Source organism: Roseibium porphyridii, from assembly GCF_026191725.2.
Taxonomy (GTDB): Bacteria; Pseudomonadota; Alphaproteobacteria; order Rhizobiales; family Stappiaceae; genus Roseibium; species Roseibium porphyridii.
Window position 1 is genome coordinate 2,763,682 of record NZ_CP120863.1, and the last position, 12,665, is coordinate 2,776,346.

12 protein-coding genes are annotated in these 12,665 nt (G+C 54.4%); 5 read left to right on the forward strand and 7 right to left on the reverse strand.

Annotation, left to right across the window (positions count from 1 at the left end; genetic code table 11):
* Positions 1 to 254 precede the first annotated feature (254 nt).
* Positions 255 to 2,363 carry a putative bifunctional diguanylate cyclase/phosphodiesterase gene (locus K1718_RS12875; RefSeq protein ID WP_265682373.1) on the reverse strand — a complete coding sequence of 703 codons (2,109 nt, stop codon included), beginning with the start codon at positions 2,361 to 2,363 and terminating at the stop codon, positions 255 to 257.
* A 437-nt stretch (positions 2,364 to 2,800) separates the two neighbouring features.
* Here K1718_RS12875 and K1718_RS12880 point away from each other — a divergent pair, with 437 nt between their 5' ends.
* Both K1718_RS12880 and sfsA read left to right on the forward strand, forming a co-directional pair.
* Positions 2,801 to 4,225 carry a TrkH family potassium uptake protein gene (locus K1718_RS12880; RefSeq protein ID WP_152504264.1) on the forward strand — a complete coding sequence of 475 codons (1,425 nt, stop codon included), beginning with the start codon at positions 2,801 to 2,803 and terminating at the stop codon, positions 4,223 to 4,225.
* Between the two features lie 45 nt (positions 4,226 to 4,270).
* The gene (gene sfsA, locus K1718_RS12885; protein ID WP_265682372.1) at positions 4,271 to 4,975 is read left to right on the forward strand and encodes a DNA/RNA nuclease SfsA; all 705 of its coding nucleotides are present in this window, start codon (positions 4,271 to 4,273) and stop codon (positions 4,973 to 4,975) included.
* 21 nt (positions 4,976 to 4,996) lie between these two features.
* On the opposite strand, the gene K1718_RS12890 is transcribed toward sfsA, so the two are convergent.
* The 5 genes from K1718_RS12890 to K1718_RS12910 form a co-directional block, all read right to left on the reverse strand.
* Complete coding sequence (locus K1718_RS12890) at positions 4,997 to 5,680, reverse strand: L,D-transpeptidase (RefSeq protein WP_265682371.1); 684 nt, start codon at positions 5,678 to 5,680, stop codon at positions 4,997 to 4,999.
* Positions 5,681 to 5,955: 275 nt separating this feature from the next.
* A complete protein-coding gene (gpt, locus tag K1718_RS12895) occupies positions 5,956 to 6,465 on the reverse strand; it encodes a xanthine phosphoribosyltransferase (protein ID WP_152501300.1) in 510 nt (169 codons plus the stop codon).
* Between the two features lie 15 nt (positions 6,466 to 6,480).
* Positions 6,481 to 7,224, reverse strand: coding sequence for a competence/damage-inducible protein A (locus K1718_RS12900; protein ID WP_152501301.1), 744 nt, complete (start codon positions 7,222 to 7,224; stop codon positions 6,481 to 6,483).
* Between the two features lie 75 nt (positions 7,225 to 7,299).
* Positions 7,300 to 8,502, reverse strand: a complete 1,203-nt coding sequence (locus tag K1718_RS12905) for an FAD-dependent monooxygenase (protein ID WP_265682370.1) — start codon at positions 8,500 to 8,502, stop codon at positions 7,300 to 7,302.
* 15 nt (positions 8,503 to 8,517) lie between these two features.
* Positions 8,518 to 8,763 carry a zinc-finger domain-containing protein gene (locus K1718_RS12910; RefSeq protein ID WP_152501303.1) on the reverse strand — a complete coding sequence of 82 codons (246 nt, stop codon included), beginning with the start codon at positions 8,761 to 8,763 and terminating at the stop codon, positions 8,518 to 8,520.
* A gap of 216 nt (positions 8,764 to 8,979) precedes the next feature.
* Here K1718_RS12910 and K1718_RS12915 point away from each other — a divergent pair, with 216 nt between their 5' ends.
* Both K1718_RS12915 and K1718_RS12920 read left to right on the forward strand, forming a co-directional pair.
* Positions 8,980 to 9,735 carry an alpha/beta fold hydrolase gene (locus K1718_RS12915; RefSeq protein WP_265682366.1) on the forward strand — a complete coding sequence of 252 codons (756 nt, stop codon included), beginning with the start codon at positions 8,980 to 8,982 and terminating at the stop codon, positions 9,733 to 9,735.
* A gap of 31 nt (positions 9,736 to 9,766) precedes the next feature.
* On the forward strand, positions 9,767 to 10,651 hold the full coding sequence (locus K1718_RS12920; RefSeq protein ID WP_265682365.1) for an alpha/beta fold hydrolase: 885 nt from the start codon (positions 9,767 to 9,769) through the stop codon (positions 10,649 to 10,651).
* 83 nt (positions 10,652 to 10,734) lie between these two features.
* Here K1718_RS12920 and K1718_RS12925 read toward each other — a convergent pair whose 3' ends face one another.
* A complete protein-coding gene (locus K1718_RS12925) occupies positions 10,735 to 11,547 on the reverse strand; it encodes an enoyl-CoA hydratase-related protein (RefSeq protein ID WP_265682363.1) in 813 nt (270 codons plus the stop codon).
* A gap of 179 nt (positions 11,548 to 11,726) precedes the next feature.
* Here K1718_RS12925 and cysE point away from each other — a divergent pair, with 179 nt between their 5' ends.
* Positions 11,727 to 12,551 carry a serine O-acetyltransferase gene (gene cysE, locus K1718_RS12930; protein ID WP_152501307.1) on the forward strand — a complete coding sequence of 275 codons (825 nt, stop codon included), beginning with the start codon at positions 11,727 to 11,729 and terminating at the stop codon, positions 12,549 to 12,551.
* The last annotated feature ends 114 nt before the right edge of the window (positions 12,552 to 12,665 follow it).

The window sequence follows — 12,665 nt, forward strand, 5'->3', positions numbered from 1 at the left end:
AAATAATAAATCAAATGAATACAATGAAAAAATCAAAATTTTTTTGATATACTCATTTTAGAATAATTGAGTACGTCAAAAATCACAGACTTCTACATAAAAGCGTCATATTGTTCGGCGAGCGCAGTTCCGTGATAAGCCAATCGCCGGAACCTGCAGCTGCGATCCGCAACCAAATTGCGGCTTGGGACATTCACGACGTACCACTTGGCTGCGCTTTGCATTGGTTCAGGTCTCTGGCCCGTTGACGTTATCTAGGCTGGACGCGCTGTTGCTGAGGTTTCTATTGTTGCTTCGGGCTTGTGGCCAAGCGATCGCTGGAAGGCACTGATTCTGGCTTGGATATCACCGGCTGGTACAGCTGCGGAACAGAAATATCCCTGAATTCCGTCACACCGATGTGCGGCTGTCAGCGCATATTCGCCAGCCGTTTCGGCCCCCTCGGCAATAATTCTGAGGCCCAGGCTGCGTCCGAGCCCGACAATTGCCTGGAAGAGTTGTTCCTTCTGCTCGTGCCGATCGGCATGGGTCAGAAAAGCTCTATCAATTTTCAACTCCTGGAACGGCAAACGATGGAGATAGGTCAGTGAGGAGTATCCAGACCCGAAGTCATCGAGAGACAGCTGAACTCCAATTTTCTGCAGTTCCGACAAGATATTCAAAACGAGCTTTTCGCTGGTGTCGACAAAGACATTCTCGGTGACTTCCAGACACAGATGGTTTGCCGGTACCCCATAGGTTTGGAGAGTTCGTTTGACCGTCTTGGCGAAATTCGTCTGGCGGAATTGCAATGGTGACACGTTGACAGAGATCTGGCGGAAATCGAAGCCGGAGTGTGTCCAATGAGCCGCCTGTTTGCAGGCTTCATTAAGAACATATTGGCCCAACTCGAGAATAAGCCCTGTCTTTTCCGCGATCGGAATGAATTCATTTGGCGGAATAAAGCCGCGCGTCTCGTGGGGCCAGCGGATCAGGGCCTCCAGTCCGATCAGTTTGCCTTGCTGGGGGCAGACCTGCGGCTGATAAAAAAGCTGAAGCTGGTGGGTTTTGAGCGCGGCCCGCAAAAGCGTCTCCGTCAGCATTTCTGCCTGGAGCCGTTCGTTCAAGGGCGCGCTAAAGAACTTGTATTTTGGCGCATCGCCCTCCTTGGCGGAGCGAAGTGCAAGACCTGCGACCCTATGGGCTGTTTCTGCGTCGATTGCATCCGATGGCAGAAGTGCAATACCGATGCTCGGTTCGACACGAATATCGCCCTCTTCCAGCAGGAATGGGGCTGACAACATGTCGATGGCCTGCTTGGCGTAGTCTTCGGCAATTGCGCCCTTGCTGTCGAAGGGCAGCAAAATACAAAAGTCATCAGCGGAGATACGGGCGATCTGTGCGCTCGGTCCAAAGATGTTGGTAAGACGCGCATAGGCTTGCAGCAGGACCCGGTTACCGACCTGCTGCCCAAAAGCATCGTTGATCTTGGAAAACCCATTGAAATCCAGGTGAATCAAAGAAGCGGAGTAAGCACCTGTTCGCGCTTGCTGAAGCGCTGCGTTGAGATCTGCAAAATAACGCGCCCGGTTTCCGGCAGTTGTCACAGGATCGATATAGGCGAGCTTGTGAAGCTTGTCCTGGAGATCCGTCACACGTTCAAGTCCATGCGCCAGGTCGCCGATTTCGTCCTGACGGTCGGAGTAGGGGATCTTGTCGGGTTGTTTGCCGTTGGCAATCTCTTCTGCTGTTCCGGCAAGAACGCTTAAGGGCCGCAACTCAAGTCGAAGCAAAAGGCCGCCAATCAGCGCCGTTCCTGTCAGCACGATGATGACGGCGGACATTATCCTGGTCTTAAGCCTGTTTTCCGCTTTCGTCAGCGCATCAACGGGTCCGACATCGACCGCAAACGCGCCCTGAATGCTGTCGTCGGAATTCAGGATCGGAATTGCATAGGCCAGTCTTTCACGGCCCTGAAGCGGAATTTTGCCTTGGAAGGATTGTCCTGCGACAAGATTGGAATAGGCAGAATTGCGCAAATCGATGACTGCGGATCTTGTCGTTTCACTCTTCGCATCGGAGATATCCTCTGCGAAGTGCGTGAATTCCATTGTTTTCTCAGACCATCTGAAGAGGTTTGCGGACCCCTGGATAGAGTGGCTGATGGTGCCAAGGAGTTGACTCAGATCCCTGTCTGAACCCAGTTGTGCGGTCGCCGGGTCCTGAATGACCCTCAATGAGATCGGGTTGCCTGCGTCGTCAAACACAGGGTGGAACAAACTGGAAGTGCCAAGGTCCAAAATGGCAACTGCTTCTCGAGCGGTGCGTTCTATCCGGTCGGTCGCGATCAGTGTTGATGTTCTGGTGAGTTCGAAATAACTCAATCCAGCTACCAGACCCACGCTGCAAAGGACTGGTATTACCAGTACGATGCTGATCCGAAGGACAATTGAACGTGGACCCAGTCTGCTTATTTCCGCAATCCCTTGTAATAATTCCCGCATAAAGAGTTTTCTGGCTTCAAGCACGCAAAGGTATGCCTCAATAGCTACGAAATTCTGAACGGGACTGCATAAACTGGCCGATATCGGGAATAAGTGATCACTCTTTGAGGAGGCACAGGAAACCAGCACTTCGAAGGCATCACGGATCGAAAGCGCGCGTCCGTAGGCGTGGATCTTTCCGGTTACGTTTTTTTCCGGCCATTGGAAAATTGCGCGAAAGGGGTTAGGACGGACAGTCTGTGTGTTATCACGAGGCAGTTGCCGCCCAGTCCAGCGGTTTTCGGGAAGACCATTTTTTGATTTCTCTCAGACCAGTATTGAATGTTCTCGGGTTTCTCTATGTCGGTCTGGCAACCGCCATGCTCATCCCGGCCATTGTGGACGTTGCTCAGAAAAACGCCGATTGGCAGGCATTTGTATTTTCTGCGCTGTTGACTGGCATGGTTGGCATGCTGCTGTCATTAGCCGTCGGCGGGTCGCTCAGACAGGGCCTCGATACCCGCCAAACCTTCATTCTGACGACTTTGGCCTGGTCTACACTGCCAGCCTTTGGGGCTCTGCCTTTCCTGTGGCTCGGCATTGGCTATGCCGACGCGGTTTTTGAGGCTGTTTCCGGATTTACGACAACCGGATCCACGGTTCTGACGGGGCTGGATGGCCTGCCGCCCGGTCTTCTTGTCTGGCGCTCCATCATGCAGTGGATGGGCGGGGTCGGCATCATCGTTATGGCAATCGTTCTTTTGCCGTTCCTCCGGATTGGTGGAATGCAGCTGTTTCAGAGCGAGAATTCCGACAGATCCGAGAAAATCGTAAGCCGATCCGTAGAACTGATCCGCTTGCTCGGACTTGCCTATCTGTTCCTCACATTCCTTTGCATCGTTTCATACCTTGCAACCGGAATGGAGCTCTTCGATGCCTTCAATCACGCGCTCACCACAATTGCAACGGGTGGCTATTCGACACACGATCAGTCCTTCGGCTATTTCACCAACCCGGCGTCAGGGTGGGTTGCTATCGTCTTCATGGTGATCGGTGCCTTGCCGTTTGTTCTGATCATTCAGGCTTTGCGCGGCCATCCGCTACAGCTCTGGCGTGACCCGCAGGTACGGGCATTGCTCGGGTTTCTTGCGGTGGTCTCGTTGACGCTTACCGTTTATCTCGGCGTCAACATGCGTTTTCCGTTCGATGAAGCATTGCTCAGAGCCACGTTTAACGTCGTTTCAATCGTGACCGGCACCGGCTATGCCCTTGGTGACTTCTCGCAATGGGGTGCGCCAGTTGTCGGGATTGCGCTGCTCTTGATGTTTGTCGGTGGTTGCACGGGATCGACCACCGGTGGGATCAAGATGTTCCGCTTTCTGGTGTTCTTTGGCACTGTGCGGGCACATTTGCGCCGTATGGTTCGACCTCACAGGATCATGTCGGAAGAATATGGCGGTACGCGACTGACTCCGGAGCTCTCGTTTTCGGTTCTGGCCTTTCTTGTTGTCTATATGGGCTCGGTCGGCATCATCACCGTCGCCTTGTCGTTCTTTGATCTTGATCTGGTGACAGCGGTATCAGCCGCGGCAACATCTGTCGGCAATGTCGGCCCGGGTTTGGGACCGGTGATTGGCCCAGCCGGGCATTTTGCGCCATTGCCGGATGGAGCCAAGTGGCTGCTGTCATTTGCCATGTTGCTGGGGCGTCTTGAACTCTTCACGGTTCTCGTTCTTCTTGATCCGGATTTCTGGTCCAAGTGACCCGTCAGAAGCGCGTTGCTTCCAGACATTTAAGGAACTTACGGGATGAAATTTTCCGCTCCCTTGGTCAGCGGTCGACTTGTCAAACGGTACAAGCGTTTTTTGGCAGATGTCATTCTGGATGACGATGGCAGTGAGGTGACAGCGCATTGTGCCAATCCCGGCTCGATGCTTGGACTGAAGGAACCTGGTTCCAAAGTCTGGCTGTCGCTTTCTGACAATCCCAAACGCAAGCTCAAATTTTCCTGGGAAGTTATCGAGGCAGACGGTGCCTTGGTCGGCATCAACACGTCACATCCCAACAAATTGGTTGAGGAGGCCCTTGAAGACGGCCGCATTGACGCTTTGACCGGTTTCAAAACCCTGCGTAGGGAAGTGAAATACGGCAAGAATTCAAGGATTGACTTGCTTCTAGAAGCCGAAGATGGATCAAAGACCTATGTCGAGGTCAAAAACGTTCATCTGATGCGCAAGCCAGGGCTTGCCGAGTTTCCGGACAGTGTCACTGCCAGAGGTGCCAAGCACCTTGCAGAACTTGCCGACATGGTTGCTGAAGGTCACAAGGCGGCGATGGTTTTTCTCGTGCAACGTCCAGACTGTGATCGTTTAAACCTAGCCGCCGATATCGACCCGGCCTACGCGGCAGCGTTTGAGGCTGCCAGCAATGCCGGTGTCGAGGCCTACGCGATCGGTTGCGACGTTCGCCTGGACGGCATTGATGCAGTCAAGCCGGTTAAAATCGAAATTTGAGCAAGGCCCGGCGAGATCCGCTCAAGCCTGGCGGACAACGATAGGTGTCCCATCGGGTACGCGGTTGTAGAGATCTATGACGTCCTGTTGGAGCAGCCGAACGCATCCTGAGGACACAGCCTTGCCAATTGACCAGGTTTCCGAGGTGCCGTGCAAGCGGTAGAGCGTATCTTTGTTGCCTTCAAAAATGTAAAGCGCTCTTGCACCAAGGGGGTTCTCCAGTCCGGGCTGCATGCCATTGCGGAACTCCTCGAGTTCCGGTTCCCGAGCAATCATTTCCGCTGGAGGCGTCCAGGTAGGCCATTCTCTTTTGTATTGGATTCGAGCTCTGCCTCCCCAGGAAAAGCCCGCCCGTCCAATGCCAACGCCATATCGCATGGCCTTGCCGTTTTCCATGGTCAGGTACAGAAAACGGTTTGGCGTATCGACAACTATTGTTCCTGCCGGTTCCGGCGAGGAATAGTCGACAAGGCGTCTATAGTAGGCCGGGTCTATCTTGCTGAGATCGACTGCGGGTATCGGAAAACGTTCCTGAGGCATGGCCCGGTACATCTGCAAATATTCCGGCGGAATGCGTCGACCCGTCTGGGGAAGTGTGTCTGAGGGTGAAGACTGCAGAGGCAATCTGCCTGTCCGGCTGCCAGAAGAGCATCCGGCGACCAGGGCAGCCGTGGCAGAGGCGAGAAACAGGCGTCGGTTCAGCATTCCAGATCCCAAAAAAATACGACCAAATCAGTTTGGTCTGAGAGCAGCGTTCGGCTGACTGACCCATCGCTTTGACAGGAACTTGAAACCACTCGGGGCGCAGCCTGTCTTTGTGACGTTGTCAGATGCAGAACGACCGGCCAGATGTTTCGTCTGACCGGCCGCATGCAGCGTTATGAAGATTTTTCAGGCGGAATAGTGGCGCTGGCATCACCTTCCGGTGAGAAGCAGCGCAAATGTGTTCATCTTCTCAGAGTGTGTCTTTTGGGCCGCGATCAGCCCGCTGTATCCTTGGAGAGCGGCGGTTGGAACTGCCAGCCCATGTCCCAAGGGAAGTAGATCCAGGTGTCCTGGGACACTTCAGTGATGAAGGTGTCGACCATGGGCACGCCAACAGGCTTGGCATAGACGGTCGCGTAGTGCGCCTTGGGAAGCATTTCACGCACGACCTTCAGTGTCTTGCCCGTATCAACGAGATCATCGATGACAAGGACGCCACTGCCTTCACCTTCTTCAAGATCAACCACCTTCGGATCGATCGGTTTGATGACCTGCAGCTGACCTTGGTTGTCATAGTCGTGATAAGAGGCGATGCAGACTGTCTCGATTGTCCGAATTCCGAGCTCGCGCGCAACGATCCCGGCGGGGACCAGTCCACCGCGGGTGATGCAGACAATCGCCTTCCATTCACCTTCGCTGGAGAGCCGCCAGGCCAGTGCGCGGGAATCTCTGTGAAACATGTCCCAGGAGACCGGGAATGCTTTGTTTTGTGCAGGGTTTTCCATGTCTTGTCCTTCAGATTATCCCGAAAGTTCGGCAACTGCCTGGGCCACATCTTTGGTCGCGGCCAGCAGGACGTCTTCATCGCGTGAGCGGATAACGATCTGTGTGGTAAATTTGCCTTCAGAGGCCTTGGGGTAGGAACCGATCAAAGTTTGCGGATGAGCATCCTGAATGGCCGACAGTCGCTCCGCGATGCGGCTTTCAGGCATGTCCGCGGAGACCGTTTCCGACATCATTTTCTTGCCTGTCGTCAATGTCGGTGCGATTGCGTCCATCATGGCCTGCATGATCGACGGAACTCCGGCCATTACATGCACATTTCCGATTTTGAAACCGGGTGCCTTGGAAACCTTGTTTTCTATCAGTTCCGCGCCTTCCGGAATGCGCGCCATGCGCTGACGGGCTGGTGTGAACTGACCCGGTGCATAGTGGCTTTCAAGCAGAGCGACCGCTCGCGGATCAAGGTTCAACGGAACTCCAAAAGCTTTGGCGATGCTCTCAGCGGTTATGTCGTCATGGGTTGGGCCGATGCCTCCTGAAGTGAAGACATACGTGTATTTGGCACGCAATGCATTGATAGCGTTGACGATTTCGTCAGTTTCGTCCGGAACGATGCGGGCTTCTTTCAGGTCTATACCAATCGACGTCATATAGTCGGCAACGAAGCCGATATTCTTGTCCTTGGTTCGACCGGACAGGATCTCATCCCCGATGACCAGAAACGCAGCGGTTACAACGTCATCTGCCTGCTGGCCGGTCATCTTGAGCACTCCCTGACACATGAATGGGGATTGGCTTTAGCCCAGCTTGTAGTCAGGCTCAAGCAAAAGCCTTCGTTATCGCTCGGGTGTCCAGCCATAAATGTCATCATATCGGGCTGTCAAAGCCTCTGGCTTCGACCATCTGAGGACGGTGTCGCGGGCAAATGCGGGTATGCCGGATAGATGAAAAGTCCTTGCGTTGCCTGACGCTGTTTCCTGAACCCTTTTGACGCGCGGTTTCCGTTCCCTTTCAAAAGCTCTGAGCGCCGCGGGCACATTTTCCACGTCTGCGGGCAGGTGTTTGGCCAAAATCGCCGCGTCTTCGATAGCCATGCCTGCACCCTGAGCCATATAGGGCAGCATCGCATGTGCGGCATCACCCATCAGGGCCAGATGGCCATGGGTCCAGGGTCCTGAGGCATCAACGCTGCACAGCGCCCACTTCAGCCAGGTTTCAGAAGCCTTCAGGAGGTTCCTGACGTCTGCCGGCCAATTCTTGAAAACCCGAAGTACGGTTTCTTTTTCTTCCCTGGCGGACCAGGTTTCGTCCTGCCAGGCTTCTTCGGCAAGTGCGACGATATTGAGTTCGCGTCCGCCGCGGATCGGGTAATGGACGAGATGAGAGTTCTTGTGCAGCCACAGGCCGGAATCGCCAGACCAGCGAGCTGGCAACTTGTCGAGCGGAATAGTGGCCCTGTAGGCAACCTGACCGCTAAAGTGCGCGTTTTGGTGCGCCGGAACGAGTTTGCGGGTCTTCGACCATACGCCATCGGCACCGATGAGGGCCTTGCAGTCCAGGTTCCCATTGATCTCGTCTGTCTGATAGATGCAGACGAGATGCCCGTAAGGGGAAGGCGACAGATCGAGAATCTCAGCTCCAAGCCGCAGATCGACACCAGGCGTTTGATGCACTTTTTCCAAAAGAGCACGTTGGAGGTCGGCCCGGTGAATAACCCAGAAGGGTTGGCCATGGCGTTGTTCGAGATAGGCGCCCAGCCTCACTCTGGCCAACTGCCGACCGGTTTCTCCAGACCAGAGCCTCAAGTTTTCTGGCGCGTACGCCGTGGCTTTCAAAGAACTGAGAACATCAAGTCTGTCCAATACGGAGCAGGCATTGGGTGAGAGTTGCAACCCGGCGCCGACTTCGGAAAGCTCGCGTGCTTTTTCCATAACGATAACGCTGTGCCCGTTTTGCCTCAAGGCGAGAGCGGCGGTGAGGCCGCCGATTCCGGCTCCTGCAATGATGACCGGATGGGACGCGTCGTTATGGGTGCTCATCTAGGCGCTTTGACGTTAGGCGGCGGCTGGTGTCCAGCTGCAATCTGATGGGGAAGACTCTCTGGCCTGCAATGTACTGTCAAACTTGTAGAGCGTTGAGCAGTAGGGGCAAACCACCTCGTTTTCGCTGCCCATATCCAGAAAGACATGAGGATGATCAAAGGGAGGATTTGCGCCGATGCACATGAATTCGCGTGCACCAATCGCAACGGAATCATGTCCACTGGTGTTCTGGAAATGCGGGACGACCTGATCCGCCATTGTCATTTTCCTTTTCGTTTCCGAGCTTCGCGCCGGATATCAAGTTTTGCGAACCATATCCATTCGCAATGCAAAAGGGTAGTGGCACGTCGCCGCGATCCACGGCGTCATGTTGTCCTTCTGCTGTCGGCCGCAATTCGGCTTTGCCAACCAAGGCCAAACACCTTAATCTGGTCGATAAATGCATATTCCGTTTACGTAAGGGTTATTTCTTTTATGCCAAAGTTCGAGTATGACGGCGTCCGGATTTCCTATTTGGATGAGGGAGAAGGCGATCCCATTCTCCTGATTCACGGGTTTGCCTCCAACAAACATGTCAACTGGAAGTATCCAGGTTGGGTGGATCTGCTTGTGAAAGACGGACGTCGTGTGATTGCGCTCGACAACCGGGGCCATGGAGAGAGCCAGAAATTTTATGACCCCAGCGCCTACGGAGCTCCGGTGATGGCCGAAGATGCAAGACGTTTGCTCGATCATCTCGGGATCGCGCAAACGGATGTCATGGGATACTCGATGGGAGCACGCATCTCGGCGTTTCTGACACTTAATCATCCCAAGAGGGTCCGGCGTGCAGTGTTCAGTGGGTTGGGATACGGGATGATCGCCGGTGTCGGCGACCCGGAGCCAATTGCATCGGCATTGGAGACGGACCGGATACAGGACATCGTTGATCGCTCCGGCCGCGCTTTCCGGGCCTTTGCCGAGCAAACAGGATCCGACCGACGGGCGTTGGCGGCCTGCATGCGTTCGTCGCGTCAGAAAATCAGCGAAGAAGATGTTTCACGAATTGAACGGCCCGTGCTGGTTGCCGTAGGAACGGAAGATGAGATTGCCGGCTCACCTCAGAAACTGGCGGCTCTCATTCCCCATGCCGATGTCCTTGAGATACCGGGTCGCGATCACATGGTCGCTGTCGGAGATAAGGTACACAAACAAGGTGTCCTTGCCTTCTTGAACAACGTGGAGGCCTGACCGGCTGGAGACAGGCAATCAGAGAGATCAAATGAGTTCGAATCGGGTCGAGTTCCAAGGCGCAGAAGGCAACAAACTGGTTGCCGATCTTTACGGCGAGGGCCAAGTGCCCGTTGTCATGTTGCATGGCGGCGGGCAGACCCGTCATTCCTGGGACGCAGCTTCAGAACGCATTGCCGGGCTTGGCCACCCTGTCTATTCGCTCGATCAGCGTGGCCACGGGGAAAGCAGCTGGGTCGGCAGCGGAAATTATGCGTTCGCTGACTTTGCAAAGGATCTGGCTGCGGTTACGTCGCAAATCCAAGACAAACACCACGCCAAGCCAGTTGTGGTCGGAGCATCTTTGGGAGGGTTTGCAGGCATGCTCTCCGAGGGGCAGGTAAATCCAGGAGGGTTGGCGGCACTTGTTCTGGTCGACATTACACCCCGTATTGATATGGGCGGTGTCAGCAAGATCATCGGGTTCATGGGAGACCGAGTTGAACAGGGGTTTGCCAGCGTCGAAGAAGCTGCGGATGCGATTGCAAGATATCTTCCAAACCGCTCAAGACCCAAGGATTTGTCGGGGCTTTCAAAGAACCTTCGGCTTCATGATGACGGCCGCTACCGGTGGCATTGGGACCCGGCCTTCCTGAAATCGAAACAGGGGCAGACACCTGACGAAGTGGCTGCGACCCAGGAAGACTTTTTGACGGCGGCGGGCAACCTTTTACTGCCTGTGCTGTTGATCAGGGGGCAGAATTCAGAGCTTGTCTCCATGGAACACGTCCAAGAATTTCAGGCTCTTGTGCCTCATGCTCAATTCTCTGACATCCGCGATGCAGGCCATATGGTTGCAGGAGACAAGAACGACGTCTTTGCGTCCGCCGTTGAGGATTTCCTATTGACGCTGAAGGCCGATGCCGAGCCTGTTTGATTTCCAGAGGCAAATGAAATCATCACCTTGGCAGGAGTTTCTTCCAAAGTGATTCAGACAGCATCAAAGCGTTCTGGCTTGCTCTAGACCCCCTTGAACACTGGCGCGCGCTTTTCCAGGAATGCGCGGTATCCCTCTTTGTAGTCGGCACTGTCGATGCATGTTTGTGCGTCTTGGAGTGCAGTTTGAAGGTCACGCGTTTCCTCCGGACGATTGAGCAAGGCAATCGCGCCTTTGGCGGCCTTGAGCGACAAAGGGGCATTGGCGCACAAACTATCCGTCAGCTTCGAGATGCGTTCATCAAGACTTCCATCTTCAACCATTTCATTGATCAGGCCGATCTGGAGCGCTCTTTCAGCGGATATGCGTTCACCGGTGAAAAGCAATTGCTTGGCGTTGGATGCTGATATGGCTTCAAGAAGATCTCCCAACGCTTCCGGCGGATAGGCCAGGCCCAACTTGGCTGCGGGAATGCCAAAAAAAGCAGAGCGCGATGCCAAACGAAGATCACAGGCGAGGGCAACGCCCAGGCCGCCGCCCAGACACGGCCCTTTGATCGCTGCGACAACGGGAATATCCAGCGCCTTCAATGCTTTAAAGGCTGCCACGTTGATGTTATCGTAGTGTTTGGCGGCCTCTGGCGTTGACCTGATGGTCTCGAATTCCGAAATATCAGCACCGGCACAAAAATCTCTTCCACCTGCACCTTTGACGACGCACACCCGAATGTCGGGACTTTCGGCAAGTTCTGCCAATAGCTCGGGGATCCTGCTCCAGGCCGCCAGGGGAAGTGCGTTCTTGCGGTCGGGTGCGTTTATGAGGAGTTCAGCAACGTGCCCGCGCACAACCAAAAGCGGATTGTCGGATTGAGTTGGTTTTGCGGAATTGTCTGGCATTGGCACTCCAATAGACATGGCAGATCGAACCGGTGACCGGAAATTGAATTAATTCCAGGTTCATAAAAGGGTTTCATATCTGATATCAGGAAGTTTCATTTGGGAATATCAGTCGTCAGTCCTATTTTAGAACTTCAGCCGCAAGGCACCGTAATGACGGCTTGAAAAGGAGACAGGCCATGTCGGCACCGATCAGCAAGTCCGGCTTGAAACAAGTTCCGACCCACGATCCGGTCTGGCAGCAATTGCGAGACGAAGCTCAGGCGATGGTTACAGCGGAGCCCGCTCTATCGTCTTTTGTGTATGAGACCGTTCTAAATCATGACAGCCTGGAAGAGGCTGTTCTTCACCGGCTTGGCGACCGGCTTGGTCGGGATATCGTTTCTGCTTCCCTCATTCGGCAGACCTATCTGGAAGCGCTCGCGGACGAACCGGAACTCGCCAAGATCTTCCGGGTGGATATCGTTGCGGTGTTCGATCGCGATCCTGCATGTTTCCGCTATCTGGAGCCCGTGCTCTATTTCAAGGGCTTTCACGGGCTGCAGACACACAGACTTGCCAACTGGCTGTGGCGCAAGGGGCGTCGGGATTTTGCTCTTTATCTGCAAAGTCGCGCATCAGAAGTCTTTCAGATTGACATTCATCCGGCAGTTCCGGTTGGACGCGGGATTTTCATCGACCATGGCACTGGCATCGTTGTTGGTGGCACTGCGGTGATCGGAGATGATGTCTCTATTTTGCAGGGTGTTACGCTCGGCGGTACAGGAAAAGAAGGCGGCGATCGTCATCCCAAAATTCGCCACGGCGTTCTTTTGGGAGCAGGGGCCAAAGTCCTCGGCAACCTGGAGATAGGTCACTGCTCGCGTATCGCGTCGGGATCCGTCGTCCTGTCAGACGTGCCACCGAATACCACTGTCGCGGGTGTGCCGGCCAAGATTGTCGGTAAAGCCGGGTGTCCCGAGCCAGCCCGCAGCATGAATCAGTTGCTGAGCGAGGGCTCTTGATAAAGGGTGTTCATTTTTTGGCATTCTTCGATCAGGAAGACGGGGATAGCGGGCGGAATTCCTTTTGTATTTCCGCCCTGTCCTGTAGGGTCCGCGCCAGATATTTTTTCCAAA